26 protein-coding genes are annotated in these 24,623 nt (G+C 73.4%); 16 read left to right on the forward strand and 10 right to left on the reverse strand.

Annotated elements, in window-relative coordinates:
* Nucleotides 1–52 precede the first annotated feature (52 nt).
* Entirely contained in the window at nucleotides 53–1,633 is a 1,581-nt protein-coding gene (locus ACIQCH_RS03765; protein WP_402577553.1) for a molybdopterin-dependent oxidoreductase, read from the reverse strand.
* A gap of 238 nt (nucleotides 1,634–1,871) precedes the next feature.
* Between ACIQCH_RS03765 and ACIQCH_RS03770 the strand changes: the two genes are divergently transcribed.
* The 3 genes from ACIQCH_RS03770 to ACIQCH_RS03780 all read left to right on the forward strand — a co-directional run bounded on the left by ACIQCH_RS03770 (nucleotide 1,872) and on the right by ACIQCH_RS03780 (nucleotide 4,020).
* On the forward strand, nucleotides 1,872–2,282 hold the full coding sequence (locus tag ACIQCH_RS03770; RefSeq protein WP_402577555.1) for an ATP-binding protein: 411 nt from the start codon (nucleotides 1,872–1,874) through the stop codon (nucleotides 2,280–2,282).
* 404 nt (nucleotides 2,283–2,686) lie between these two features.
* Entirely contained in the window at nucleotides 2,687–3,274 is a 588-nt protein-coding gene (sigK, locus tag ACIQCH_RS03775) for an ECF RNA polymerase sigma factor SigK (protein WP_402577557.1), read from the forward strand.
* On the forward strand, nucleotides 3,271–4,020 hold the full coding sequence (locus ACIQCH_RS03780) for an anti-sigma factor (RefSeq protein ID WP_402577559.1): 750 nt from the start codon (nucleotides 3,271–3,273) through the stop codon (nucleotides 4,018–4,020). The genes sigK and ACIQCH_RS03780 overlap by 4 nt, the downstream gene beginning before the upstream one ends.
* Nucleotides 4,021–4,455: 435 nt before the next feature.
* On the opposite strand, the gene ACIQCH_RS03785 is transcribed toward ACIQCH_RS03780, so the two are convergent.
* The 3 genes from ACIQCH_RS03785 to ACIQCH_RS03795 form a co-directional block, all read right to left on the reverse strand.
* Nucleotides 4,456–4,860, reverse strand: a complete 405-nt coding sequence (locus tag ACIQCH_RS03785; RefSeq protein ID WP_402577664.1) for a hypothetical protein — start codon at nucleotides 4,858–4,860, stop codon at nucleotides 4,456–4,458.
* A gap of 32 nt (nucleotides 4,861–4,892) precedes the next feature.
* The gene (locus ACIQCH_RS03790; RefSeq protein ID WP_402577561.1) at nucleotides 4,893–5,303 is read right to left on the reverse strand and encodes a roadblock/LC7 domain-containing protein; all 411 of its coding nucleotides are present in this window, start codon (nucleotides 5,301–5,303) and stop codon (nucleotides 4,893–4,895) included.
* A gap of 126 nt (nucleotides 5,304–5,429) precedes the next feature.
* Entirely contained in the window at nucleotides 5,430–6,224 is a 795-nt protein-coding gene (locus ACIQCH_RS03795; protein ID WP_402577563.1) for a MarR family transcriptional regulator, read from the reverse strand.
* Nucleotides 6,225–6,551: 327 nt separating this feature from the next.
* Between ACIQCH_RS03795 and ACIQCH_RS03800 the strand changes: the two genes are divergently transcribed.
* Complete coding sequence (locus ACIQCH_RS03800; protein WP_402577565.1) at nucleotides 6,552–6,971, forward strand: hypothetical protein; 420 nt, start codon at nucleotides 6,552–6,554, stop codon at nucleotides 6,969–6,971.
* A gap of 73 nt (nucleotides 6,972–7,044) precedes the next feature.
* Complete coding sequence (locus ACIQCH_RS03805; protein ID WP_402577567.1) at nucleotides 7,045–7,440, forward strand: hypothetical protein; 396 nt, start codon at nucleotides 7,045–7,047, stop codon at nucleotides 7,438–7,440.
* A gap of 68 nt (nucleotides 7,441–7,508) precedes the next feature.
* Here ACIQCH_RS03805 and ACIQCH_RS03810 read toward each other — a convergent pair whose 3' ends face one another.
* A complete protein-coding gene (locus ACIQCH_RS03810; protein WP_402577569.1) occupies nucleotides 7,509–8,456 on the reverse strand; it encodes an AraC family transcriptional regulator in 948 nt (315 codons plus the stop codon).
* 143 nt (nucleotides 8,457–8,599) lie between these two features.
* Here ACIQCH_RS03810 and ACIQCH_RS03815 point away from each other — a divergent pair, with 143 nt between their 5' ends.
* The 5 genes from ACIQCH_RS03815 (at nucleotide 8,600) to ACIQCH_RS03835 (ending at nucleotide 12,661) form a co-directional block, all read left to right on the forward strand.
* Nucleotides 8,600–9,316 carry an SDR family oxidoreductase gene (locus ACIQCH_RS03815; RefSeq protein WP_402577571.1) on the forward strand — a complete coding sequence of 239 codons (717 nt, stop codon included), beginning with the start codon at nucleotides 8,600–8,602 and terminating at the stop codon, nucleotides 9,314–9,316.
* A gap of 200 nt (nucleotides 9,317–9,516) precedes the next feature.
* Nucleotides 9,517–9,858, forward strand: a complete 342-nt coding sequence (locus ACIQCH_RS03820; RefSeq protein WP_402577573.1) for an ArsR/SmtB family transcription factor — start codon at nucleotides 9,517–9,519, stop codon at nucleotides 9,856–9,858.
* The gene (locus ACIQCH_RS03825; RefSeq protein ID WP_402577575.1) at nucleotides 9,855–11,582 is read left to right on the forward strand and encodes a SulP family inorganic anion transporter; all 1,728 of its coding nucleotides are present in this window, start codon (nucleotides 9,855–9,857) and stop codon (nucleotides 11,580–11,582) included. The genes ACIQCH_RS03820 and ACIQCH_RS03825 overlap by 4 nt, the downstream gene beginning before the upstream one ends.
* Nucleotides 11,579–12,046 carry an ATP-binding protein gene (locus ACIQCH_RS03830; RefSeq protein WP_402577577.1) on the forward strand — a complete coding sequence of 156 codons (468 nt, stop codon included), beginning with the start codon at nucleotides 11,579–11,581 and terminating at the stop codon, nucleotides 12,044–12,046. Before ACIQCH_RS03825 ends, ACIQCH_RS03830 begins: the two co-directional genes overlap by 4 nt.
* Before the next feature lie 264 nt (nucleotides 12,047–12,310).
* Complete coding sequence (locus ACIQCH_RS03835; RefSeq protein WP_402577666.1) at nucleotides 12,311–12,661, forward strand: ArsR/SmtB family transcription factor; 351 nt, start codon at nucleotides 12,311–12,313, stop codon at nucleotides 12,659–12,661.
* 28 nt (nucleotides 12,662–12,689) lie between these two features.
* Here the strand turns inward: ACIQCH_RS03835 and ACIQCH_RS03840 are convergent, their stop codons facing one another.
* Together ACIQCH_RS03840 and ACIQCH_RS03845 are read right to left on the reverse strand one after the other, a co-directional pair.
* Nucleotides 12,690–13,217, reverse strand: coding sequence for a pyridoxamine 5'-phosphate oxidase family protein (locus ACIQCH_RS03840; protein ID WP_402577579.1), 528 nt, complete (start codon nucleotides 13,215–13,217; stop codon nucleotides 12,690–12,692).
* Between the two features lie 24 nt (nucleotides 13,218–13,241).
* Entirely contained in the window at nucleotides 13,242–13,424 is a 183-nt protein-coding gene (locus tag ACIQCH_RS03845; RefSeq protein ID WP_402577581.1) for a DUF6126 family protein, read from the reverse strand.
* Nucleotides 13,425–13,565: 141 nt separating this feature from the next.
* Here ACIQCH_RS03845 and ACIQCH_RS03850 point away from each other — a divergent pair, with 141 nt between their 5' ends.
* On the forward strand, nucleotides 13,566–14,036 hold the full coding sequence (locus tag ACIQCH_RS03850; RefSeq protein ID WP_402577583.1) for a hypothetical protein: 471 nt from the start codon (nucleotides 13,566–13,568) through the stop codon (nucleotides 14,034–14,036).
* Here the strand turns inward: ACIQCH_RS03850 and ACIQCH_RS03855 are convergent.
* Nucleotides 14,008–14,205: a hypothetical protein gene (locus tag ACIQCH_RS03855; RefSeq protein ID WP_402577585.1), complete on the reverse strand. Its 198-nt coding sequence runs from the start codon at nucleotides 14,203–14,205 to the stop codon at nucleotides 14,008–14,010. The genes ACIQCH_RS03850 and ACIQCH_RS03855 overlap by 29 nt on opposite strands.
* Nucleotides 14,206–14,326: 121 nt before the next feature.
* On the opposite strand from ACIQCH_RS03855, the gene ACIQCH_RS03860 reads away from it, so the two are divergent.
* Nucleotides 14,327–17,194, forward strand: coding sequence for a hypothetical protein (locus ACIQCH_RS03860; protein WP_402577587.1), 2,868 nt, complete (start codon nucleotides 14,327–14,329; stop codon nucleotides 17,192–17,194).
* Nucleotides 17,195–17,278: 84 nt separating this feature from the next.
* Here the strand turns inward: ACIQCH_RS03860 and ACIQCH_RS03865 are convergent, their stop codons facing one another.
* Both ACIQCH_RS03865 and ACIQCH_RS03870 read right to left on the reverse strand, forming a co-directional pair.
* The gene (locus ACIQCH_RS03865; RefSeq protein ID WP_402577589.1) at nucleotides 17,279–18,499 is read right to left on the reverse strand and encodes an RCC1 domain-containing protein; all 1,221 of its coding nucleotides are present in this window, start codon (nucleotides 18,497–18,499) and stop codon (nucleotides 17,279–17,281) included.
* A gap of 58 nt (nucleotides 18,500–18,557) precedes the next feature.
* Nucleotides 18,558–19,772: an RCC1 domain-containing protein gene (locus ACIQCH_RS03870; protein WP_402577591.1), complete on the reverse strand. Its 1,215-nt coding sequence runs from the start codon at nucleotides 19,770–19,772 to the stop codon at nucleotides 18,558–18,560.
* Nucleotides 19,773–20,429: 657 nt separating this feature from the next.
* Between ACIQCH_RS03870 and ACIQCH_RS03875 the strand changes: the two genes are divergently transcribed.
* From ACIQCH_RS03875 to ACIQCH_RS03890, 4 genes are read left to right on the forward strand one after another with little or no spacing between them, the layout of a single operon-like run.
* Nucleotides 20,430–20,954 (forward strand): hypothetical protein, encoded by a 525-nt coding sequence (locus ACIQCH_RS03875; protein WP_402577593.1) that lies wholly within the window; start codon nucleotides 20,430–20,432, stop codon nucleotides 20,952–20,954.
* The gene (locus tag ACIQCH_RS03880; protein ID WP_402577595.1) at nucleotides 20,951–22,186 is read left to right on the forward strand and encodes a hypothetical protein; all 1,236 of its coding nucleotides are present in this window, start codon (nucleotides 20,951–20,953) and stop codon (nucleotides 22,184–22,186) included. The genes ACIQCH_RS03875 and ACIQCH_RS03880 overlap by 4 nt, the downstream gene beginning before the upstream one ends.
* On the forward strand, nucleotides 22,183–23,064 hold the full coding sequence (locus tag ACIQCH_RS03885) for a hypothetical protein (RefSeq protein ID WP_402577597.1): 882 nt from the start codon (nucleotides 22,183–22,185) through the stop codon (nucleotides 23,062–23,064). The genes ACIQCH_RS03880 and ACIQCH_RS03885 overlap by 4 nt, the downstream gene beginning before the upstream one ends.
* A gap of 13 nt (nucleotides 23,065–23,077) precedes the next feature.
* Nucleotides 23,078–24,556, forward strand: coding sequence for a hypothetical protein (locus ACIQCH_RS03890; protein WP_402577599.1), 1,479 nt, complete (start codon nucleotides 23,078–23,080; stop codon nucleotides 24,554–24,556).
* Nucleotides 24,557–24,623 lie beyond the last annotated feature (67 nt).

Below are 24,623 nucleotides of genomic sequence, written 5' to 3' on the forward strand. Positions count from 1 at the left end.
AGTGGTTTCTGTTGGCGATGCGAACGGGCCGGCCTGAGGGCAGGTCCGGTGGTCAGGGGACGGTGACGAAGACGCTGTGCCGGCCGCTCGCCCCGTCGGGGATGGTGCGGGCGCGCTCTTCCGTCTGCACCGTTCCGGTGCCGTCGGTGGCGCGGACGGTGATGGTGTGTCCGCCGGGGGCGGCACGCCAGGGACGGGACCACTGCCGCCAGGTGTCGACGGTGTCCTGCACGGCGAGGTCGGCGTCCTGCCAGGGGCCGTCGTCGATGCGGACCTCGACGCGGGTGATACCGCGGTGCTGGGCCCAGGCGACGCCGGCGATCACGACGGTGCCGGCGCTGGGGCGGGCGAAGGGCTTGGGGGTGTCGATGCGGGCCTGGGTCTTGATCGGCGCCCGGCGCGCCCACTTGCGCCTGACCCAGTACGGGTCGTACGCGTCGAAGGTGGTGACCTCGATGTCGCTGATCCACTTGCAGGCGGACACGTAGCCGTACAGGCCCGGTACGAGCATCCGGACGGGAAAGCCGTGCTCGAACGGCAGCGGCTCACCGTTCATGCCGACGGCGAGCATCGCGTCGCGGCCGTCCATGACGTCCTCGACCGGTGAGCCGAGGGTCATGCCGTCCACGGAGCGGGCCACCAGCTGGTCGGCCGATCCGCCCTTCGACGGCGGCCTGACGCCGCACTCGGCGAGCAGGGCGGCGAGGGGGACGCCCAGCCAGCGGGCGTTGCCGATGTAGGGGCCGCCCACCTCGTTGGACACACACGTGAGGGTGATGTCGCGCTCGATCAGCGGACGGGCGAGGAGCTGGTCGAAGCTGTACGCACGGGGTCGGGCGACGCCGGTTCCGTGGATCCTCAGCCGCCAGGTGCCCGCGTCGACCCTGGGAACGACCAGGGCGGTGTCGACGCGGTAGAAGTCCCGGTTCGGTGTGGTGAAGGAGCTGATGCCGGGCACCTTCAGCTGGGCCCCTGCCGGGACCGCAGCGGCCGGAGAGGCGGGTGCCGGCAGGACGAGGGCGTCACGGGAGGCAACTGCGCCCCGGCCCTGCCGATTGACGAGGAACCGGCCGAGTGCACCCGCGGACGTGGCCGCGACGGTGGTGACGGCTGCCGCTGTCAGGAAGCCCCGCCTGCTCCATCCGGCCCCGCCGCTCTCGCCTCCGGCCGCCACGGGGGCGGCTCTGGACACCAGAAAGCCGAGGGCGAAGGCGCCCGCAACCCCTCCGGCGAGGGAGGGGAGCGCGTCACCGGTACCGGTGGAGTCCGGCCGATTCAGGGCCGCGGCCGCGCCGACGATCCCGAAGAACAGGGCGCCGGCGGCGGCAGCGCGGCGGTGGCGCAGGCCGAGCATGCCCAGAGCCATGGCGATGGCGGCGAGGACGACGAGGATCCCGAGCTGCAGGACGGCCTTGTCGTTCTCCCCGAACGTACGGATGGCGAAGTCCTTGACCGCGGCCGGCGTCCGGTCGATCACCGCCCCGCCCACCACGGTCACCGGACCCGCCGTCGGCCGGAGCAGCCCTGCGACCAGCTCGGAGACCGCGAGCGCCGTGAACGCGGCAAGGAGGCCGGCCAGCGCGCCCGCCGCGGCGCGGAGAAGGGTGGTGCGGAAGGGACTCACACCCGGCATTCGGCGGCATCCGCCCGGCGGATTGGTTCCTCACCCGAAAGAGTGACCCGCTCGCCTCGCGTGCCCAGGGCAAGGGAGTGGATGCCAACGGCCGGTGCTTTTTGTGAGAAAGCGCAATCCGTCGGGCGCTCCAGCGCGAATCCTCCGTACGAGGCCCCTCCGGCATCACCGGAACCCCGTTCCACCCCCTCCGCTCGGCCTGCTGTCACAGGGGCCGCTCTCACCACGAGGAAGCATCATGGACACCGCCATCGCATCCTGCGGGTGTCCGGCAACGCTGCACATCCCGCTCCCCCCAGGCGGGCAGGCAGCGTTCCACGCCCGTCGAACGGCGGCACGGATCATGGCCCTGCGGCCGGCGGCCTGCCCCCGGCCGGTCGCCGAGGACATCGTGCTCATCGTCTCCGAGCTCGTCACCAATGCGGTCCTGCACGCCGATGGCCCCTACGCGCTGACGTTCAGCCTGGAGGAGGGGCGGGCGGGAATCGCCGTGAGCGACGGATCAGCCGAACTCTCCGGGCGACGCAGTGGCAAGGCGCGGTCCGGGCAAGGAGGGCGCGGGCTGAACATCATCCGGGCCCTGGGCGCGGACCTGTTCGTCAGCCCCTGTGAACGCGGCAAGCAAGTCATCGCGGTCCTCACCTGGTAGCGGGGCGACGGGCCAGAAGGCGCTGCGGGTGGCTGTGCCGACAGCCACCCGCAGCCGCCCTGGCCCGTGGTTGCCCGCGCGTGAGGGAGCCGCCGAACGCCTTGCGGCTCCCTCCCCCGTGCCTTCGCCGCCGCGCGCCCGTCGGCTGGGCCGATGCGTCACGGTTCCCTCGCACGGGGTAACCGTCCGGGTCGTGGGTGACGAAATGCCCTCCCGTCCGCACCCCCGTCCGCTACGAAGAACAGCTGACACGCCCACCTGCTCCGGTGGCCGGGACGCCCTCGGGACGGTCCGGCCCTGTCTGAGCGCGAGAAGTCAAGGACCGGCATGCGATGGACACCCCGCCCCCCGACGGCCGCACCCGGCCGCCCCTTCGCCCTCTCGCCACGACCGGAGCAGCGCCGGTGAACCAACCGGTCCCCTTCGGCGCCGGCCCCGCAGCGGGGCGCGGTGATCTGGTCGAGATCGTTCGAGACGTCGCCCACGGCGACAAACAGGCCTTCTCCGTCCTCTACGACGCCCTCGCGCCCCTGGTGTTCGGGATCGTGACCAAAGTCGTACGCGACCGGGCCCAGTCCGAGGAGGTCGCCCAAGAGGTCATGATCGACCTGTGGCGGCAGGCCGCCCGCTACCGGCCCGACGCGGGCAGCGTCACCACGTGGGCCGCGACCATCGCCCACCGGCGGGCGGTGGACCGGGTCCGCTCCGCCCAAGCCGCCACCGACCGCGAACAGGCCCAGGCCGCCCGCGAGCACACCACCGCCTTCGACGAGGTGGCCGAGCAGGTCGAGACCCGCCTGGAGAGCGAACAGGTCCGGCGCTGCCTGCGCGGCCTGACCGAACTCCAGCGACAGGCGGTGACCCTGGCCTACTACCGGGGGCTCACCTACCGTGAAGTCGCCGAAGCCCTGCGCACACCGCTTCCCACCATCAAGACACGCATGCGCGACGGGCTCATCCGGCTCCGCGACTGCATGGGGGTGACCACATGAACCACCACACGTCCGACGCACACACCCTCGCCGCCGCCTACGCCCTGGGCGCCCTCGACCCCGCCGAACGCAAGGACTTCGAAGCCCACCTGGAGGCGTGCGAGGCGTGCCGGCAGGAGGCCGCGGAGTTCGGGGCGACCGCGGCACGCCTGGGAGCTGCGGCCTCCCAGCCGCCGCCCGCGGCAGTCAAGCCGCAGGTCATGGCCGCCATCGACGGCGTACGCCAGCTGCCCCCGCGCGTCCCCTCCACTGCCTCCGCACGCGCCGTCGGCGGCATGCTGCGCCGCGGGGCCCTGCCGCTGGCGCTGGCGGCCAGTGTGGCCGCTGCCGCCCTCGGCGGTGTCGCGCTGTGGCAGGCGCAGAACGGAGAGGACCTCAGGCGGCAGGCCCGCCAGGCGCAGCAGCAACTGGACGAGGTCAGCAGCGTCCTGGCCGCGCCCGATGCCCGCACCGTCCACGGACGGGCCGCCAACGGGGCCCTGACCACCGTCGTCGCATCCGACCGCCGGAACAAGGCCGTGTTCACCGCCGGCAACCTTCCCGCACCCGGAGTCGGCAAGACCTACCAGCTGTGGCTCGCCCAGGAGGGCACCATGCGCCCGGCCGGATTCATCGACCACGACGGCACGGTCGTCCTCAGCGGGAACCCGGCCGACGCGGGTGCGGTCGGCCTCACCCTCGAACCCGCCGGAGGATCACCCCGGCCCACCACCGTCCCCCTGCTCCTGATGACCCTTCCCACCTGACACGCAGGCCCCGCCGGACAGGCTCCGCGCGTCCCCGCAATGTGGCCGTCGTAGACGCGGGGGTGGCGGGCCTGGCCGCCGCGTACGTACTCGCGTCCTCGTGTCGGGTCACGCTGTACGAGGCGGACGACCGGCTCGGAAGGCCGTCCCGCCTGCCCACGCTGAGCCGTCGGCCGTACCCTCCTGGACGAGTCCGCAGGACGAGCGTGGACGTGCGGCTCCCGGGGCCCGGTCCCGCCGCTCACCGGAGGCGCGGAGGAGCAGCGCGGCACCCCGGTCCCTCACCGCGGATCCTTGGGCCCGCCGCGGTCCGGAGGAGGGTGCGGGCCTCCCGACGCCCGTCGACGGGACGTCGACGGGCGTCGGGAGGCCCTGCACGGACGTGCCGTCAGGGGCGGTGGGCCGCGCCGAACGCGCTCGCGGGCGCGGGGCCGGTCACAGCTGTCCCTGGTCCTTGAGGACGCGGCGGGCCTGGGCGAAGAGCATGCCCACGTTCACCGTCTTGCGGCAGACGACCACGGCCACGACCTCGTCGTCGCTCTCCACCCTGAGGAAGAGGTGCGCGAGGTTGTCGCTGTTGACGAGGATCTCCTGGAAGTAGTGCCGGTCGCTGACGACCCCGCGGCGCTCCTTGAAGATGCCCTCGATCATCAGCACGTTGCGGCCCTGGAACAGGTCGAGGGTGGCTGCCGCCAGCATGTCGAGCACCTCCGGCGGATGCGAGTCGACCGTCTCCACCGCCAGCAGCATGCCCGTGGACATGTCGATGACTCCCGCGGCCACGCAGTCCGGTACTTCGGCGCGCAAGGCCTTGACGATGCTCGAGACCCGCCCCGCCATGGTCTGCGGTGCTCTCGATTCCGACCCGCTCATCATGCTCCCTCTCCGGTTCCGTCGGTCTGTCCTGCCGCCCGGTACCGCGGAGCGGCCGCGTCCACCTCGGGTTCGGTGAGCAGGGTGGTGATGCGTTGGGCGGAGGCCTGGGCCTCGATGTGCAGGCGGGCGAGGTCCATGCCCGCGTCCCCGAGCACCCCGATCAGGGCCATCTCGCCGAGGGCGTGGGTGACGAGGTAGCCGTCGGTGAACCGGGACACCGTGTGGTGGAGCACGCCCCTGCTGGTCATGGAACCCGCCCGGCGGGCGATGTTGAGGGTCGCCGCGGTGAGGGCGGCCAGGCTCTCCGGTTCCGCGGTGTCGTCGGTCTCCGCGGTGATCAGCAGGCCGTCGACCGAGGCCACCACGACGTCGGTGACGCCGACGACCTGGTCCCTCAGTGTCCTCACCTCTGCTACCAGCTGGGCTTTCCTGGTTGTCACTGCTCTCCTGTCGTGTTCGTTCATGTGCGTGTGCCGCCGATGGCGCTCGGGGCCCGCCACCGGTACGTCCTGCGCGGCGCGCCGCGGGAGGCCCTAGTGACCGGCCGCCGGCCGGAGCGGCAGGACGTCGTTGACGCCGCTCGCCCCCGGGAGGCGGCGCGGCAGGCCGCCCGCGGTGGTGGCGGGTCCGACGAGGTGTTGCCCGGGCCGGGCGGGGACCACCGCTTCGACCAGCCCCTCCATCAGCAGCCGGGACACCTCCACCGCGACGGCGTACAGGCTGCGGCCGAGGAGGAACGCGATGTCCCTGGCGCTGCGCCGGCCGTTGAGCCGGAGCAGGACCTCCCGACGCTCTCCGGCGGCCGCGGTGTCCAGCGCCGCGGTGCCGGACTCGGTCCGGCAGAGCCGGGTGCGGAACGGTGAGAAGGGGTGGCGGCGCGAGACGAGGGCCCGGATCCGCCGTTCCGCCTCGAGTACCAGCCAGTCGGCTTCGATGGCCCGGGGGGCGGCCAGTCGACAGCCGTATGCGTCTCGGTCCAGGCTGAAACCGTCGATCCTGCCCATTCCGACGGCGAGGGCTCCGTCCAGTGCGGCCGCCACGCATATCAGCTGTAATTCCGCGGCACCGACCAGTTCGCGGGCGATGAGCTCGGCTCCGATGGCATGTCCTGCGGTACCGGACCTCGTGGCGGAGGCCCAGTCGGCTTCACTGAGACGGCCGGATCGCAGGAGCAGGGTTTCCGCCCCGGGCGCACCCGGAGAGACCACCTCGACGATGGCGCCGCCACTGAGATGGAAGGATCCGCCGGGGTCCCCGGCCACCTGCAGTGTGCCGGAGATCCGGTCCAGCGGCGCCTCGGTCAAAGCCCTGGCGAGTTCCAGCCCCATCACGTGCGACGGTTTCCTGAAGGCCGGTACATCAATTTCTGACATTCCCCTGCAATCGGCCGCGCTTTCCATGGACGCCCGTAACTGAAAATCCTGATGCGTCAGCCCGGGAAGAGATAGTCAGCCTAAAGGATTAATGCTCGGCGGGCGGCTTGACGTCCGTTTATTCGCGGCAAGTGAACTGTTGCGATCTGTTTAAATCTTCTTGGTTTCGGATTTGTCTTCTCTGATCGGAGGGCCTGCGCCTCCCGGGGTGTCCGCCACGGGCCGGCGGGGTGCGCCTTCCCGGCGGGTACGCCGCCCGGCCGCGTTGTTAGGCTGCGCGCCGTGAACGGGGATCTTGGGCTGCGTACGTTTCGGGTGGGTGAGATCCACGCCGAGTTGCGCGAGCTGCACATGGAGGACGACCTCGAGGGCATGATCGAGGGCACGCCTTACCTGCACCGTCGGTTCAGGATCAGGCAGTTGGAGAAGCGGCTGGCGGCGTCGCGGGGTCTGTACGTCCACGACCTGGACGGCATTCGGGCCGATGCGGCCGCGCGGGTGGACACCTGGCTGCCGCGGGTCAGGGTGCAGGCGAGGCTGACTGCGTACTGGCTGCCCGACGGCGTGATCGACGACGGGCACACCGAGCTGTCGGTGGTGTGGTTCCAGCACCCCGGCGAGGACCCCTTCGGCCGGTTGGCCGAGATCGTGCGACCGCTGGACTGGCCCGCGCTGGCCCGGTTCGAGGCGGATTACGACTAGGGGGAGTCCGATGGGTCGCCGTCTCGCTGCCCGCGGTGCGGCAACGCCCACGCCCAGTCCCTACAGTCACCGCATGGCCACCGAAGACGAGCCCCCGAGCCGGCCCGACATCGCCGCGATGCTCACCGACCAGACGAGCGCGTGCAAGCCGGCGCGCGAGGCCGTCGCCGCCGGCGCCGAGGTGCAGGTCTCGTACGAGTCGGTGCCCCAGTGGATGGTCCACGGGATCGCCGCGACGAGGCTGAGACGGTCGTCGGCCCGCGGCCTGCAGGAGACCGTCGGGCTCGAGGAGACCGTCGAGATCCTTGCACGGCACCGCGGCGAGCAACTGTGTGCCGGGACCGTCAAACCAGCGGACGGGGTCTGGTTCTTCAATCTGTACTTCGACGCCACCGGGACCGAGCTCTTGGCGTGCAGCGGTGTCAAACGCCCGCAGCGGCCCGGCGCGGAGGACTCGTCCGGGCCCTGAGCCGTCCGGTCGGTGGGTGGGTGGTGGCCGACGACACTGACGACACCGACGACACCGACGACTCGCCGTCAGTCGTGTCCCCGTGGTTCGTCGCCTGCCGTCCTGGCCTGCTTGCGGTAGGCCCCCGGTGGCGATCCGAAGTGTCGTTTGAACGCTTTGGCGAAGGCGAACTCCGACCCGTACCCCGTGTGCTGGGCGATGGTGCTCAGCGGGGTCGGCGAGCGGTGCAGCAACCGCGCCGCGGTGGCCATCCGCCAGTTGGTCAGGTACGTCAACGGCGGCTCGCCCACCACCGAGGCGAAGCGGCGGGCGAACGCGGCGCGGGACAGCCCGGCGCGGGTGCCGAGGGACTCCACGGTCCAGGGATGGCCGGGATCGTCGTGGATCGCCTTCAGGGCCGGGGCGACCGCCGGGTCGGTCAGCGCGGCCGCCCAGCCCCGGGTCCGCTCCTTCGGTAGTTCGGCGTACCACGACCGGAGGATGTACAGCAGCAGCAGATCGACGAGCGCCGTGACGACCGCGTCCGAGCCCGGCTGCGGCGTGTGGAACTCGGCGCACAGCTGATCGACCGCCGAGCGCAGCACCGGGTGGCGGCCGGGAACCGCGGGGAGGTGGACGACCTCCGGCAGGTCGCCGAACAGCGGATGCGGGCGGTCGACGTCGATCGCGTACGCGCCGCACACCAGCACCGTGTGCGGTCCCGGTCCGTCCACCGTGACCTGGCCGATCGGCGAGGAACGGTCCACACGGTCCGGTACGAAGTCCACCGGATCGCGGCCCGGCACGTCGCACAGGGTGTGTCCGCTGCCGCGCTGGAGGAACACGATGTCGCCGGGTCCGAGCGCGATCGGTCGGCCGTGCGGTGGCAGCAGGTGGCAGTGCCCTTCCACGACCACGTGGAATCCGGCGCCCGAGACGGGTTGGAACGTCAGGGCCCACGGGGCGTGCGCGTCGGTGCGAGTCACCATCGGGCGTCCCGTACGCAGGACTTCGAGGGTGTCGCTCAGGATGTCCATGGCGCCACTCTAGGGCTTGCGGGGCGAGACGATCTGACAGGGAATCGAGATCTTCGGCCATTCAACGTCTCGAGGCGGAGACGTACGTTCGTGGCGTGGCGGTTGCCGAACCCCGGCACCGCATCGACGAAGGAGCGGATCCCATGTCTCTGGCCGGCAAGAAGATCGTGATCATCGGTGGAACCTCCGGCATCGGCTTCGCCGTAGCCCGACAGGCCGTGGCGGCCGGCGCGGACGTCGTGGTCGCCTCCAGCAATCAGGACCGGGTGGACGCCGCGGCGAAGCGGTTGGGCGCGCCGGCCGAAGGCCGCCGCCTGGACGTCGCCGACGGCAACGCCATCGCCGCGTTCTTCGAGCAGGTCGGGGAGTTCGACCACCTCGTCTACACCGCGGGCGAATCCCTGCTGATCAAGCCGTTGGTCGACACCACCCCGCAGGAGGCCAGGGCCGTCTTCGAGCGCCGGTTCTGGGGCGCGTTCCTCTCCGCCCGGTACGCCGCACCGCGACTGCGCGACGGCGGCTCGATCACGTTCAGCTCCGGCGTCCTCGCGATCCGCCCGCTGTCCGGAACCGCACTCACGGCAGGCATCACCGGCGGCATCGAGGCCCTGTCCCGTGCGCTCGCCGTCGAACTCGCCCCTCTGCGCGTCAACGTGATCCAGCCCGGTGTGATCCGCACCGAGCTGTGGGACGGCAGTGTCCCGGATCCGGAGGCCTTCCTCCAGGGTGCCGGGTCCGAGCTGCTGACGCGGCGTGTCGGCACCGCAGAGGAAGCCGCGGCGGCCTACCTGTTCGTCCTGGCCAACGCCTACGTCACCGGCACCACGCTCGCGGTGGACGGTGGCGCGGCACTGGTGTGATGCGCGCGGGCGACGCGCTCCTTGCCGCGGCGTCGGCGAGGCGAGGCCGACCGGTCCAGGGGTCATGGCTTCTTGAATTGCAAATATCTGCAATTCAATAGATGCTATTGCTGTTGTGTCCGCAGATGGCCGGGTGCCGGGTGCCAGGTGGCCTGTGGGTGCGGCGCCTGGCGATTCCGGGAGCTGAAGGGTGCGAGACGGTGGCGGTTCCGCTGCATCAGGCGAAGGCCGACTTCTTCCGCATGCTCGGACATCCGGTGCGGATAAGGGTGTTGGAGCTGCTGCGGGACGGACCGCTGCCGGTGCGTGGGCTGCTCGCGGCGATCGAGGTCGGGCCGTCCACGCTGTCGCAGCAGCTGGCCGCCCTGCGGCGGTCCGGGATCGTGGTCTCGACCCGGGACGGCTCGACGGTCGTGTACGAGCTGGCCGGTGGTGACGTGGCGGCGCTGATGCTCGCGGCGCGCAGGATCCTCACGGAGGTGCTGGCCGGTCGGACCGAGTTGCTGACCGAGCTGCGCGAGCCGGAGGGCCGGGCCCGGTGAATCCGTTCCTGATCCGGGCGGCGGGCCGGGCCCGGGCGGTCCTGCCCACCCGGGCCGATTTCGCGGTGATGGGCCGTGATCCGCGGCGGGACCTGCTGGCGGGGCTGACGGTCGCGATCGTCGCCCTGCCGCTGGCCCTCGGCTTCGGCGTCTCCTCGGGGCTGGGTGCCCGGGCCGGTCTGGCCACCGCGGTGGTCGCGGGTGCGCTGGCGGCGCTGCTGGGCGGGTCGAACCTTCAGGTGTCGGGGCCGACCGGGGCGATGACGGTGGTCCTGGTGCCGATCGTGGCGCGGTACGGACCCGGCGGCGTGCTGACCGTCGGGTTGCTGGCCGGCGTGCTGCTGGTCGTCCTGGCGCTGCTGCGGGCCGGCCGGTACATGAGCTACGTGCCCGCGCCGGTCGTGGAGGGCTTCACCCTCGGCATCGCGTGCGTCATCGGCCTCCAGCAGGTCCCGAACGCGTTGGGGGTGGACAGGCCCGAGGGCGAGAAGGTCCTGCTGGTGGCCTGGCGGGCCGTGGTGGAGTGGGCGGCGCAGCCCGACTGGACCGCCGTCGGGCTGTCCACCGGTGTCGCCGCGGTCATGCTGCTGGGTGCCCGCTGGCGACCGACGGTGCCGTTCTCGATCGTCGCGGTCGTCGCCGGCACCCTGCTCGTGCAGGTCTTCGGCCTGCGGGGGGCGGCGTCGATCGGCCACCTGCCGTCCGGCCTGCCCGCGCCCTCATGGTCGTTCCTCGACCTCTCGGCGGTCGGGTCGCTGCTCGCTCCGGCGGTGGCGGTCGCCGCGCTGGCGGCGCTGGAGTCGCTGCTGTCCGCGACGGTGGCGGACGGGATGACGGTCGGGCAGCGGCACGATCCGGACAGGGAGCTGTTCGGGCAGGGCATCGCGAATCTTGCGGCCCCGCTGTTCGGCGGCGTCCCGGCCACCGCGGCGATCGCCCGCACCGCGGTCAACGTCCGCACCGGAGCCTCTTCGCGGCTGGCCGCGCTGACGCACGCCGCGGTACTCGCGCTGATCGTGTTCGCCGCCGCGCCACTGGTGTCGGAGATCCCGCTCGCCGCGCTCGCCGGCGTGCTGCTGGCGACCGCCGTCCGGATGGTCGAGGTGGGATCCCTGCGGGCGATGGCCCGGGCCACCCGTCCCGACGCGGCCGTGCTCGTCCTGACCGCGGTGGCCACCCTCGTGCTCGACCTCGTCTACGCGGTGATCGTCGGCCTCGCCGTCGCCGGCGCCCTCGCCCTGCGCGCCGTAGCCGCCCAGGCCCGCATGGACCAGGTCGACCTCCGCCCGGATCTGCCGGGCGAGCACGGCGACGAGGAGCACGCCCTGCTGGCCGAGCACATCGTCGCCTACCGCCTCGACGGCCCCCTCTTCTTCGCCGGCGCCCACCGCTTCCTGCTGGAGCTGTCCGAGGTCGCCGACGTGAAGGTGGTGATCCTGCGCATGTCGCGCGTCAGCACGATGGACGCGACCGGCGCCCTCGTGCTGAAGGACGCAGTGGAGAAGCTGAACCGCCGAGGGATCGCGGTGCTGGCCTCCGGCATCCGCGGCGGTCAGCGTCAGGTGCTGGAGTCCGTCGGCGCGCTGCCCCTGCTCCGGTACGAGGGCCGCGAGTACGCCACCACCCCCGAGGCCATCGCCGGGGCCCGCCGGTACCTGGAACGGGCCGGGCTGCTCCCGCACCGTCGACCTCGCGCGCACCCCATCCGAAAGGCGCCTCGATGAACGTTCCGTCCGACCGGTGCCCTTCCCAGGGAGGTGCGGGGGCCGTCCAGGTGGAGCGGCTGCCGTACCGGCACGTGCTCACCCTGCCCACGACCGGCGCGGCCGTACGCCTGGCCCGGCAGACCACCGAGGACGTCCTGGTCGACTGCGGCGTGGAGCTCGGACACCCGAGCGTCGGGCCGGCGCTGCTGATCGTGGCGGAGCTGGTCGCCAACGCCGTCCGCCACGCCGCGGCGCTCTCGCCGACGGTGACCGTCACCTACGCCCGGGGGCCGGGCGCGTTCGCGTTCGCCGTCCACGACCGCCACCCCCACCAGCCCGCCCCCTACGCGGCGGTGGCGAGCGCACCGGGCAGCGGGCTGGCCACAGTGGCGGAGCTGACCATCGAGCGGGGCGGCACGGCGGTCGTGCGCGCGGACGCGGACGGGTGCGGCAAGAGCATCTGGATCACCCTGCCCCTGTGAGGGCCGAGGAGGCGGGCATGACGATCGAGGTGGAGGTGGAGGTGGAGGTGGAGCTGGGGATGAAAGGAGGCAGGTGGGCAGGCGTGGGAATACCGGTGGCCGGCCCGGGGCGGGTGTCCATGAGTTGCAGGAATCTGCAATTGTGGAGGTCGCAGACGTTGGCCGGGGCCCCGCTCGCGGGATCCCACACGAGGAGTTCGGGTGGACGAGGTGCCGCGCACACACAAGAGCACGGATGACGGCGGCGGCAGCGGGAACGCGCAGGTGAGCACACCGCTCTACCAGCTCAAGGCCGAGTTCTTCAAAACCCTGGGCCACCCGGCGCGCATCCGCGTGCTCGAGCTCCTCAGCGAACGCGAGCACGCGGTGGCCGAACTGCTGCCCGAGGTCGGCATCGAGGCCGCCTCGCTGTCCCAACAGCTCGCCGTGCTCCGCAAGGCCAACCTCGTCGCCACGCGCCGCGAAGGCTCCAACGTCTACTACCGGCTCACCAGCCCCGACGTCGCCGAGCTCCTCCGCGTCGCCCGCGGGATCCTCTCCGGGGTCCTCCAGGGCCAGGCCGAGCTCCTGGCCGACCTGCGAGCCACCCGACCCCACCGGTCGGCGCGCCCCTGAAACGGCGGCCGTCCCCCGTGGCGCGGGTTCACCCGGCGCTTCTGACACCGGGGGACGGCCGCTCCCTTTCCGCTCCCGCCCTCCGGCAGCCCGGGGCGGACCGCTCCCGGGGCCCGTCGGGGCCCAGGCGCCGGCCCGTGATCATCGATGGGGTGATGCGCAGGATGGCGTCCTCGCCCCCGCCGTCGTCCCACAGCGGCAGCAGCCCCCGGTAGCGGGCGGCCCGGTCGGCATCGTCCTCCCGTGCGGCGACGCCGGTGACCACCACGCTCCACCCGGCGCGGGCACGGGAGCTGACGTGGTCCGCCTCGTACGCGACCACCGCCTCCACCCCGCCCCGGCCCAGCACCGCCTCGTCCCGGACCCGGATCACCAGGGCCCCGTCCTGCGTCACCACGTGGGCGACGAGTCGGACGGCCGGCAGCGCCTGCCGGGAGAACACCAGCCGCCCGACGCCGGTGCCCGCGAGCAGGCTCCAGGCCTCCTCGCTCGTCAGTCGCCCGGCGGGCCGGCGCAGATCACCCGCGGCCGCCGCGGCCGCCGCCTTCGACGTCATGCGGTGTCCTTTCCGGAGTCGCGGTCACTTGTGGGCGTGCTGGCCCAGGTAGAACAGCAGGTACACGAATCCGGCGAACACGTGCGTGCCGAAGACGTAGAAGAGGGCGCGGAGGGCGACCCCCTTCTCCTTCCACCTCTCGCGATCCGGCCCGGCGGCCTTCGGGCGCCGACTGTCCGCGGTGTTCTTAGAACTAGCAAATTGCATAACTCTGCAAGTCTACGCGCCGGAGGATGCTGCTGGGCGTCGATGATTTATTGAACGCGTTCAATAAATCTGTCAGGATGGGTGCGGCGGCCGCCGCTCCGGTGTGCCGTCGAACGGGGCACATCTCGAGGGGGACGGGCCGTGGAAGAGGGCACGCCGTGGCGGAACCTGGGCGTCATCGGGCTGCGGCTGGTCGATCTGGCCGCCCGTTACGCCCTCGTCTTCGCGCTCACGTGGGCGGCCGTGGCGGGCTCGCTGCCGGACGGCATCAGCCTCGGGGAGGACGCGCGGGACTGGTTGGGCTTCTTCACGCTGATCGGTGTCCCGTCCGTCCTCATCAGCTTCCTCTACGGGCTGGCCAACACCCGGACCGGCGCCGCCTTCCGGGGTCCGCTTGCCGCCCTCCTGCTGCTGCCCCTGTGGTTCCTGCTCTTCTTCCCGCCGATCCTGCTCATCCCCGTGATCGGCCAGCTCGTCTTCGCGCTGTGCGTCGTCCGGGCACCGTTCCTGGGCCCGTCCCGACTCCGCAGGCGGGCCCGCGCGGCCCTGGCCGCCGTGGCCCGGGTGGCCGGGACGAGGACCGTCACACCACCGCGGCCAGGGCGGAGGTGACGGCGGCCGCGAGCGTCAGCACCGCGGCGAACGTCACGGCGGCCCGCGCCAGGGCGGTGGCGTAGGACGCGCCGTCGAGACGCGCGAGCTTGCCGGCGCCGGCCGCGGCCAGCAGGGCGAACAGCAGGACCAGCGCGGTGACGATCAGGACGAGTACGGGAGCGGGCACGACGACTCCATGCGGTTGACCGGCCAGGGGCACGACCGAGCGTCGGGGAAGCCGTGTTCGCCGTGGTTCGGACGGGGGATGATGAACACCTACGAACACGCGGGGCGAGAGGGCCGGGCACGTGGACGGTGGACGCCGGGAGCGCGACGCGGCGCTCGCCGAGCTGCGCAGGCGGCTGGGTGACGGCCTCGCCCTGGCCGGTCTGACCAAGACCCAGCTCGCCGCCCGGGCCGCACTGGGGCGCACGACGGTGCAGGAAGCCTTCAACGTCCGGGCCGCGGTGCCCTCGGCCGGCACCGTCGCGGCCCTCGCCGACGCGCTCGGCCTGCCGAGTGCCGAACTGCTGGGCCTGCGCCGGCTGGTGACCGCGGCTCCCGAGGTGCCGGGGGAGACCGGGCCCCTCGGCAAGCCGATCGGGGACTGGGACCCGCATCACCTGGAGGTCCATCCCGCCGGACCCGGGGTGGGCCACACGCCCGTTCCGCCGCTCTCGGGATACGTGTCGCGGGAGCACGACCGGGCACTCGTCGACGCGGTCGCGGCGGCCGGCGCGGGTCACCGCCAGATGGTGGTGCTCGTCGGGTCGTCCTCGACGGGCAAGACGCGGGCGTGCTGGGAAGCCGTGCAGCCGTTGGCGGCGCAGGGGTGGCGGCTGTGGCACCCCTCCAACCCGTCACGGGTGGAGGCCGCCCGCGAGGACCTCGCCCGCGTCGGCCCGCGCACCGTCGTGTGGCTGAACGAGGCCCAGCACTACCTGGGCGACGCCCGCCAGGGGGAGCGGATCGCGGCCGCCCTCCACGCGCTCCTCACTGCCGGGGACCGCGGCCCGGTCCTCGTACTGGGGACCATGTGGCCCGAGTACGCGCGCAGGTACACGGCCCCGCCCGCCCCCGGCGCCCCGGACCCCCACAGCCGCGCGCGGGAGCTCCTGGCGGGCCGGATCGTCACCGTGGCGGAGACGTTCGACGCGAAGGCGCTCCGGGAGGCGACCGTACGCGCGAAGGCGGGCGACCGGCTGCTCGCCGACGCGCTCGGCCGGACGGGGGCGAGCGGGCGGGTGGCCCAGGACCTGGCGGGAGCCCCGCTGCTCCTGCACCGCTACCTGACGGCGAGTCCCGGCGCCCGGGCGCTGCTCGAAGCGGCCGTGGACGCGCGCCGCCTGGGTGTGGGGCTCCACCTGTCCGAGGACTTCCTGACCGACGCCGCCGTCGACTACGTCGGCCAGGAGGACTACGACGGCCTCCAGTGCACGGCCGACTGGGAGCGGGCGGCGCTGGCCGAGCTGGCCCAGCCGGTCCACGGCAAGCAGGCTCCGCTGCGTCCGGCCCGAACCCGGCCCGCCCGGCGCCTGCCTGGCGGGGCGTCAGGGTCTGCTGCCGGTGAAGTGGACGGTTCGGGGCGGATGTTGCGACTCGCCGACTACCTCGAGCAGTACGGACGCGGCGCCCGGCGCCGGCTCTGTCCCCCCGAGTCGTTCTGGAGCGCCGCCCACGCGCACCTCACGCACGTCGACGACCTCCGCGTCCTGGCCGCGCAGGCGACGGCCCGGCACCGTCTCCGGTGGGCCCACCACCTGTCCCGCCGGGCGGACACCGTCGAACGGGGCGGGCCTCCCGCGCCTCCGCGGCAGGGGACGACGGTGGAGGACCGCCTCGACGACCTGATGGACCTCGTGTGGGAGCGCCCGGACCCGCGTGATCCCGAGGCCGTGGCGGCCTTCGCCCGGGACGCCGCCGCGTGGGGGCCCGTGACCCTCCGCACGAAGGCGATCTGGCGGGCCGAGGAGGGGCAGTTGGCCGAGGCCGCGGAACTCTTCCGGAAGGCGGCGGAGGGCGGGCACCTCGAGGCGCTGGGCGATCTGGCGCTGCTGCGGGAGGGCGCCGGGGACCCGGAGGGTGCGGAGCGTCTCGCGCGCGAGGCGGCGCGGGCCGGGCACACCGCGGCCCTGCGGCACCTGACGGAGCAGCGGGAGCGGAGCGGGGACCGGACGAAGGCGGTGGCGTTGGCCCGGGCGCTGGCCGACGCCGGATCTCCCGGGCCGCTGTGCGACCTGGCCTCGCGGAGCGGGGAGGCGGGGGACGCGGCGGCCGCGGAGGAGCTCTACCGCCACGCGGCCGGCGCCGGCTCCGTCCGTGCCCTTCACCTCCTGGCCCTGCTGCGGGAGGAGGCCGGCGACCGCGCGGAGGCCGAGGCCCTGGCACGGCGGGCGGCCGACGGCGGCCGCGTGCAGGCCCTGTTCGACCTGGCGGTGCGACGCGCGGCGACGGGTGACGTCGCCGCCACCGACTCCCTGTTCCGGCAGGCGGAGGCCGCCGGCCATCCCAAGGCGACGCGGGCCCTGGTCGTCCTGCGGGAGCGCGCGGGCCGCCCCGAAGACGCGGAGGCCCTCGCGCGGCGGGCGGCCGGTGACGGTCGTCCCGGGGCGCTGCGCGACCTGGCGGTCCTGCGCGCGAAGGCCGGTGACGGGGCGGGCGCGGAGCGCCTCTTCCAGGAGGCCGCCGACGCCGGCCATCCGTACGCCCTGCTGGAGCTGGTCCGGTGGCGGGACGAGAACGGCGACCGACCGGGCGCCGAGGCGGCCGCCCGCCAGGCCGTCCACACGGACGTCAACAGGCGCCACCCCCTGCACGAACTGGCGCGCTGGCGGGACAGGGACGGCGTCAGCAGCGATACCGAACCGCTCTACCGCGAAGCCGCCGCGCTCGGGGACGGCGACGCCCTGATGGGTCTCGCGGTGTCACGGGACCGGGACGGGTGCCACGAGGACGTGGAAGGCCTGTACCGGGAGGCGGCGGACGCCGGCAGCGTCGACGCGCTGCGCGTCCTGGGGCGCCGGTACGAGGAACGGGGGGACGAGCGGTCGGCCGCCGCCCTCTACCGGGAAGCGGCGGACGCCGGCCAGGCCCTCCACTTCCGCCTCGTTCGCCGGTGGCCGTCCGGGCTGGACCCGGACGGCGAGCCCACGCCCCCGTGGGGCGCCGAGGGCTGAGGGCGTACGGTCCGTCCGTCTCACCGCCTCCCGTTCGTTCAGGAACCGGAGGCGCCGCCGGGATCGCGCGTCCGCCCCCCTCGGTCAGTACGCGAAGCTGGACCTGCCCAGCGTGGTCGTGGCGACATGGTCGATGTCGCTGCCCGCCGGGAGGGCGACGACCGGGACGGCCGACGGGGACGTCCTGCCGTTGCCGAGTTGGCCGTTGCCGTTCGCGCCCCAGGCGATCACGGAGCCGTCGTCGAGTGCGGCGAGGGTGTGGTCCACGCCGCCGGCGATCTCCTGCACGCCCCGGACGCCGTCGACGTGGACCGCGGTGACGCGGTCGTCGGTGGTGCCGTCCCCGAGCTGCCCGGCGCTGTTGTCGCCCCAGGCCCGCACGCTGCCGTCGTCCAGGACGGCGAAGCCGCCGTACGGGGTCGCGGACACCTTCGCGACCGTGTCGAGGTACTGGACGGTGACGGGGACCGGGCTCTTCTCGGTGCTGTCGTTGCCCAGTTGGCCGTCGCTGTTGCGGCCCCAGGACTTGACGGTGCCGTCCGCGCCGAGGGCCAGCACGTGGGCGCAGCCGACGGAGATGGCGACGACGTCGCCGAGGTCCTTGACCTGCTTGGGCGTGTTGCTGGACTTCTCGTCGCCGGTACCGAGGCGGCCGTCGGTTCCCGAACCCCACGCCCAGACGGTGCCGTTGTCGCGCAGGGCGACGCTGAAGTCGCAGCCGGCGCCGACGTCGACGACCCGGTCCAGGCTCTGCACCGACACCGGGGTCCGCTGGACCCCGGTGGGGTCGGCGGCCGCCACGCCGTTGCCGAGCTGTCCGGCGGCGTTGCCGCCCCAGGACAGTACGCGGCCGTTGCGCACGGCGAGGGCGTGGTTGGCGCCGGCGGCGACCTGGCTGACGCCCCAGAGCCCGGCGACCGCGGCCGGGGAGTACTGGACCGTGTTGGTGCCGTTCCCCGTCTGCCCGGAGCCGTTGGATCCCCAGGACATCACGGTGCCGTCCTTGAGGAGGGCGACCGCGAAGGCCGTGGCGGGGGTGGCGGTGGTGCCGCTGCCGGCTGCGTCCGCTCCGCCCGCCGCCAGTTCCTGCACGTCCTGCCGGGCGATGCCCTGGACGTCGGTGGGGGTGAGCTGCTGGATGTTGCTGGCAGTGCCGTTGCCGAGCTGCCAGCCGGAGTTGCTGCCCCAGCCGCGGACCCACGGGTCGCTGCTGTCGGCGTGTGCGGCGAAGGGGAACGCGGCGAGTGCCGTCAGGGTGAGTGCGGTGGTGAGGGTGACGGCGGGGGCGGTGCGGGCAAGGGGCATGCCGGGGCCTTTCGGTGGGTGGGGGCGGGGTGCCGGGTGCGGTGGCGGGGTGTACTCGTCAGTACGCATAGGACGTGTTGCCGCCGAGCGAGGCCGTGACGTCCTTGATCGCGGAGCCCTCGTCGAGGATGTCGACCGGCGCGTAGCGGGCGGTGGTGGTGCCGTTGCCGAGTTGCCCCTCGCCGTTGTCGCCCCAGGTGAAGACCTTGTCGGCGGTGACGGCCATGCCGTGGCGCGCGCCCGCCGCCAGGTGCTGGACGCCCTCCAGGCGGCGGATCTCGATGGGCGCGGTGCGGTTGGTCCGCGAGGCGCCGGCCTCGAAGGTCTCGTCGGGTTCGAGGAGCTGGCCGTACTGGTTGCTGCCCCAGCCCCAGATCCTGCTGTCACTGGTGCGGGCGTAGTTGTGGTCGGCCCCCGCCTCGATCTCGGTGACGCCCTCCAGCCAGTCGACGTCGACGGGCACGGTGGAGGAGGTGGTGCTCGAGTCGCCCAGCTGGCCGTAGAGGTTGTACCCCCAGGACTTGACGGTGTTGTCGGCGGTGCGGGCCAGGGCGTGGTGGCAGCCGGCGTCGATCTCCACGATGTCGCTCAGCCCCTGGACCTTCACGGGTACGGAGCTCAGGGCGCGGCTGCCGTTGCCGAGTTGGCCGTGCACGCCACGGCCCCAGGCGTAGACGGCGCCGTTCTCCAGGAGGGCCAGGCTGAAGTCGCAGCCGGCGGAGATCTGTGCGGCCCTGGGAGGCAGCTGGACCCGGTCGGCGACGGTGCGGCCGTCGCCGGTGCGGTTGTTGCCGAGCTGGCCGTAGGCGTTGTTGCCCCAGGAGTAGACCTGGCCGCGGGTGTCGAGGGCGAGGGCGTGGGAGCCGCCGGCGGCGACGTCCTTGATGTCGGTCAGGCCCGGGACCGTGGCGGGCACGGCTTGGCTCGCGCGTCCGCCGTTGCCCAGCTGGCCGGAGGAGTTGTGCCCCCACGCCTTGACGGTCTTGTCCGTCAGGGCGAGGACGAAGGAGTCGGAGGAGGCGGTGCCCCCCGCCGACATCTTGTCCACGTCGCCCCGGAAGAGGCTGGTCACCGAGGCGGGCGAGAGGCTGTCGGCCCGGGTGCCGTTGCCGAGCTGGCCGGTCCGGCCCGCGCCCCAGGCCAGAACGGTCGGATTCCCCTCGTTGGCGCCGGCGGACGGGGCCGTGGCCGGCACCGTGGCCAGGGCCACGGCGGCCACGGCGGCGGTGGCCAGCGCACGGGGGCCGGGAGTGCGTCGGGTTGGACGGGACATCGGCGTCTCCTTCGGTGAGGGGGCGGGAGCACGCGGGAACGGGCCGCGGCGGCGAGGAGTCCCGGCGTGCCTGCCCGGGGCACGGCCGGGCGCGGGGCGCTCGACGGCCGTGGAGGTGTGAGGGCGCTCGGCGCCCGGGGCGGTGCCGGAGGGACCCCGGCACGCGAGTCAGGGATACCAGCAGCTCGTCCGAACGAATCCGGAGTGCGGGCGGAATCCGTCGAGGCCACCCGAGCGCCCGCCCTCCGTACGGGTTGCGGCGGTCGACCGCGGACCTGCGCCGATGCGGTGAACGCGGGTGCCCCGCGGCGCGTCGCCGCGCGTGTCGCCGTGCCCCGGCCGGTTGGCCGCGGCCGCGGGGGTGAGCCGGCCGCGCCCGCACGGTCCGTCGGTTCTCCGCGCCGAATCGAACGGGTTCCGTGCGTCGCGGCCCGGGCGGGCCGAGGGGGGTGGTGCGCGCCGGTCTGCGCCCCCGGATCGGCTGTGGACGCACCGGTTCCGGCCGGTCCCGGGCGCGAGCCGCCGATCGGGTGAGGCAGGACCGTGCCCCGCTAGACGCCTGACACACAGGGTGATGAATGCATACGTCGAGGGTGCATCCAGGTCGATGCCCCGCCCCTCACCCCCTTCTCTCTCCCGCCGTCACCCGGAGCGGTCATGCCCCCCTGCACCCGTCGGTTCCGCAGCCTGCTCGTCCTCGCCTCCGTCCTCGCCGCGGCCGCCGCGTACGGACCCGCCTCCCCGGCGTCCGCGGCACCGGCGCCCGTACCCCACGCCCGCGCGGCGCCCGCCGACGACGAGGAGCCCTGCCCCGGCGGCGAACCGAAGCCGTGCAGTGCGGCACCGGCGGAACGCGACACCGTCGAGGCCGACCGCAAGGGCGTCACCAAGGACAGCGGCGAGGCCGAGAAGGAGATCGACAAGACCAGGGAGCAGATCGACAAGTGCCCGCCCGAGTCGAAGACGTGCATGACCGGCCTCACCGGAGCGGGGACGGACGAGCACGCGGGCATGAAGGAGACCCGCGGGGGCCTCGACGCCTTCGAACCCGCACCACGCGACAACGCCACCGGGGCGGTGAACGGAGCGTGCGCGGCGTTCGGAGCCGAGCTGCCCGCCGAACTGGGCGCCCCCGGCGGCCCGTCCGCGTTCACCGGCGTCTGCGAGCTGATGCAGCCATGACCCCTGCCGAGCCGCCCGCCCGCCGCCTCGTCACCCCGAGGTCGGCGGCCCTCGCCACCTTCCTGGCGCTCGTGCCCGCCTGCCTGCCCGGCACCGCGGCCGCCGAACCGCCGCCGCAGGCCCCGGTCCTCCCGGCCGTGCAGGCCTTCGACGGCGACAAGCCGCTGCCGTCGGCGGACCGGGTCCGCCAGTACTGCGCCGCCCACCCCGGAGGCTGCCGCTTCACGATCGACCGGCTCGCGTCCGGCGAGTACTACAGCGCCGTCAAGTCCTTCGGCAACGCGGTGGTCAACTGCACCCGGGACCCGGTCACGGTGGCACGCCAGATCGTGCTGCGCACCAGCAGCACCGACAACCTCGGCGGCGACATCACCGGCAAGATCGCCGTCGAGGGCCAGATCAGCGCCTCGGGCGAGGTCACCGCGGGCGTGACCGCGAAGGGCACCGGAGAATTCACCACGCCGAACAAGCAGCAGGGCCCCACCGCCACGGTCGGTGCCGAGGCCGGGGTCAACGGCAGCGGCAAGGTGGGCGGTTCCGTCGGCGTCAAGGCGGCCTTCGAAGGCGCGTTCAAGCTCGCCTACCAGCGCAGTTGGACCACCGACCAGAGCGAGACGACGACCTACACCACCACCGTCCGCCCCGGCGAGGCCCTCGCCTTCGGCGCCAGCGCCGCCATGCAGCGCATCGCCGGCACCCTCACCACCGGCACCGGCCTCAGCGCCCGCAAGGTCGTCGTCGACGGTCCCTCCAGCGTCAACAACAGCACCTTCATGGCCGACACGTTCCCCGTACCCCGCTCGGTGTGCGACCGCGCCGGCACCAAGGGCAGGAGCGACGTCGAGATCAACACCGAGGCGGCCCAGCAGATCGCGGCACGGCAGGAGAAGAACCGGACCGCCGCGGAAGCGACCTCCAAGGGGATCAAGGCGGTCGGCGACGGGATCGCGCAGTGCCCACCGGGTTCCGCCGCCTGCATGGAGAAGCTGTCCGGCACGGGCGAACGCGAGGAGAGCGGGATCAAGGGCATGGCCGACACCATCACCTCCTTCCGACCCGAGCCGTCCGACAACGGCGCCGACGCGTCCTCCACCGTCTGCCGGAACTACCCCGCCTCCCTGCCGGGCGGCGCCGCGGAGGCAGGCCAAGCGCCCTTCCCCGCCTCGCAGGTCTGCTCGCTCCTCGCATCCGAAGCGGCACCCGCACCACCACAGAAGGCGAGCTCCCCATGAACCGCCCCGTCCTTCGCCGCACTCGTCTGCTCCTGCCCGCGCTCGTCCTCGGCCTGGCCGTACCACCCGCCGGCCCGGCCGCCGCCGACGCGGGTGCGCGGCCGGGCCCGGCGGCCGTACCGGTGGCCAGGGGCCTGAGCGCGGACGACCGCGAGGTGCGGGTCGAGGAGGTCCTGCAGTACTGCGGGAGCCGACGCGGCGCCTGCACCTTCCGCATCGACCCGGCCCGCACCCGCGAGTACGCCACCGCCGTCACCTCGCTGGGCAACGCGGTCGTCAACTGCACCACCGACCCGATGACCGTCGACCGCACCGTCACCCTGCGCACCAGCAGCTCCGACAACATCGGCGGAGAGATCTCCGGCAGGACCACGGCCGAAGGCACCGTCACCGCGACCGGCGAGGTCACCGCCGGCGTCGCCGACGAATCGGCCAACAGCCACAGGACCCCCTACCTCAACACCGGGCCCACCTCCGAGAACGGCACCAAGAACACCGTCTCCAGCGGCTCGCGCGAATCCGGCTCCACCAGCGTCCAGCAGGCCTTCGAGACGGCCTACAAGGCCACGTACTCCCGCGCCTGGACCACGGAGAACACCGAGACCACCACCTACCGCACCACCGTCAAGCCCTACGACATGCTCGTCTTCGGCGCGAGCGCGGCGATGCGGCGGGTCACCGGCAGCCTGGTCACCGACCAGGGCAAGAAGATCACCGACGTGGCGGTGGACAGCCCCTCCATGGTCAACGCGAGCCGGTTCGTCGCCCAGACGTACGCCGTTCCCGACGGCCTCTGCGGACGCAAGCGCCCCGGCGGCGACACCGCCGCCGACGAGGACAACGCCCGTGCCGACCACGACGGGCGCCCGCCCCGCTGAGGAGTCCCCCGCCATGCCACGCCCCCTCCGTACGGCCGCCCGCCCCACCGCCCGCCCCGCCCTCCGCCCCGCCCTGCGCACCCTGGCCGCCGCGGGCCTCCTGCTCCCCTCGCTGCTCGCGGCCGACCCCGCGGGCGCGGACGACCGCGCCCCGACGCGCGCGGACGACCGCGCCGGGACGGCCGCGGCCGCGGCCGCCGCCCGCAACGACGTCCCCGTCCTGAACGGGGACTTCGCCGAGCCCGCCATCAAGGGCGACCAGTCCACCGTCACCCTGAGCCACTGGACCGGCCTCAACCAGCGCTTCTCACCCGCCGCTTCGGGCCGCACCGACGGCGCGAACGGCGTCGGCCTCTCCAAGGCCGGCAACACCCTCCGGCAGCGCCTGCGCGGGGTGCGCACCGGTTCCAAGGTCACCGTCAGCTACGAGGACAGCCCCGCCGTCGCCAAGGAATGCGCCCCCGAAGACGTCGCCTCCGGCCAGCCGTACACGGTGCACGGCAGCGGCGGCCGGGTCCGGGAGATGACGACGGCCCCCGACCCGGACCGCACGAAGGGCAGGCCGGGGCCGGGCCGTTGGACGCCGCGCACGTACACGTTCACCGCCGACGAGAACGAGCCGCTCCTCACCTTCACCTCGAAGGTCACCGACACCCGTGCCCAGGTGCCCTGCTCGCCCATGGTCACCCGGGTCCGGGCCGTGGAGGAGCCGCTCCCCGCGGACAGGACCGTCGACAAGTACGCCCTCGGCACCGCCGAGGCGTACCGGGACAACGAACGCGAGGACTGGCTGCACAACGCCGCCGCCGCGTGCAACGGCGAGAACGCGTGCACCTTCCGGCCCGACCCGCGCGGCTCCTTCCGGTACTACGACACGTCCCGGGTGGTCGGCGAGGCGTTCGTCAACTGCACCCGCAACCCGCTGGACCACAGCCGCACCCTCTCCTACGTGGAACGCGGGCACGACAGCATCTCCCAGACCTACGCCGCGGCCAACCTCCGCCTCGACGAGGTGGCCCGGCTCCCCACCACCGGGGACCGGACGGAGGACCGGAAGCGGCTCAAGGACCGCCCGATGGCGGCCCAGTTCGCCCTGGCCTACGAGACCGCCTGGCAGCGCCCGTTCCAGTGGTTCAGCAGCGACCAGCGGACGGTCGTGGAGCGGATCCAGCCAGGTGAGGTCAGCTGGGTGGAGATCCAGCCCAGCAGGGAGCGCGTCGAGGGGTGGTTCGTCAGCGCGAAGGACGACTACCGGCTGCACGCCGTGGTCGACGCACCCTCCCGCGCCGTGCCGGACCGGATCTTCCAACGCACGGGTCCCATGGCCGAGGCGGAGAAGCAGCGCTGCGCCGCCGCCCGGCCGATGACCACGACCCCGGTGGGAACGGGCGACCCGGCCGCCTCCGCGGACAAGGGCCTGCTGGAGCTCCCCCCGCCGACCGCCCCCAGTGTGCGGCCGGCCCGCAGCATCCCCCTGCCCGGGACGATGTGACGCGAAGGCGCGACGGGCCGGAGTTCCGACCGCCGCCGCGTATCGCGGGCGTATCGAAAAGCGCATA

This window comes from Streptomyces sp. NPDC093225, assembly GCF_044753805.1.
GTDB lineage: Bacteria > Actinomycetota > Actinomycetes > Streptomycetales > Streptomycetaceae > Streptomyces.

Excerpts from the sequence above, each read along its gene's own strand:
- ACIQCH_RS03765 (WP_402577553.1), bottom strand. The coding sequence starts at position 1,633 with ATGCCGGGTGTGAGTCCCTTCCGCACCACCCTTCTCCGCGCCGCGGCG.
- ACIQCH_RS03770 (WP_402577555.1), top strand. The coding sequence starts at position 1,872 with ATGGACACCGCCATCGCATCCTGCGGGTGTCCGGCAACGCTGCACATC.
- ACIQCH_RS03780 (WP_402577559.1), top strand. The coding sequence starts at position 3,271 with ATGAACCACCACACGTCCGACGCACACACCCTCGCCGCCGCCTACGCC.
- ACIQCH_RS03785 (WP_402577664.1), bottom strand. The coding sequence starts at position 4,860 with ATGGCGGGGCGGGTCTCGAGCATCGTCAAGGCCTTGCGCGCCGAAGTA.
- ACIQCH_RS03795 (WP_402577563.1), bottom strand. The coding sequence starts at position 6,224 with ATGGGGCTGGAACTCGCCAGGGCTTTGACCGAGGCGCCGCTGGACCGG.
- ACIQCH_RS03805 (WP_402577567.1), top strand. The coding sequence starts at position 7,045 with ATGGCCACCGAAGACGAGCCCCCGAGCCGGCCCGACATCGCCGCGATG.
- ACIQCH_RS03810 (WP_402577569.1), bottom strand. The coding sequence starts at position 8,456 with ATGGACATCCTGAGCGACACCCTCGAAGTCCTGCGTACGGGACGCCCG.
- ACIQCH_RS03815 (WP_402577571.1), top strand. The coding sequence starts at position 8,600 with ATGTCTCTGGCCGGCAAGAAGATCGTGATCATCGGTGGAACCTCCGGC.
- ACIQCH_RS03830 (WP_402577577.1), top strand. The coding sequence starts at position 11,579 with ATGAACGTTCCGTCCGACCGGTGCCCTTCCCAGGGAGGTGCGGGGGCC.
- ACIQCH_RS03840 (WP_402577579.1), bottom strand. The coding sequence starts at position 13,217 with ATGACGTCGAAGGCGGCGGCCGCGGCGGCCGCGGGTGATCTGCGCCGG.
- ACIQCH_RS03845 (WP_402577581.1), bottom strand. The coding sequence starts at position 13,424 with ATGCAATTTGCTAGTTCTAAGAACACCGCGGACAGTCGGCGCCCGAAG.
- ACIQCH_RS03865 (WP_402577589.1), bottom strand. The coding sequence starts at position 18,499 with ATGCCCCTTGCCCGCACCGCCCCCGCCGTCACCCTCACCACCGCACTC.
- ACIQCH_RS03870 (WP_402577591.1), bottom strand. The coding sequence starts at position 19,772 with ATGTCCCGTCCAACCCGACGCACTCCCGGCCCCCGTGCGCTGGCCACC.
- ACIQCH_RS03875 (WP_402577593.1), top strand. The coding sequence starts at position 20,430 with ATGCCCCCCTGCACCCGTCGGTTCCGCAGCCTGCTCGTCCTCGCCTCC.
- ACIQCH_RS03880 (WP_402577595.1), top strand. The coding sequence starts at position 20,951 with ATGACCCCTGCCGAGCCGCCCGCCCGCCGCCTCGTCACCCCGAGGTCG.
- ACIQCH_RS03885 (WP_402577597.1), top strand. The coding sequence starts at position 22,183 with ATGAACCGCCCCGTCCTTCGCCGCACTCGTCTGCTCCTGCCCGCGCTC.
- ACIQCH_RS03890 (WP_402577599.1), top strand. The coding sequence starts at position 23,078 with ATGCCACGCCCCCTCCGTACGGCCGCCCGCCCCACCGCCCGCCCCGCC.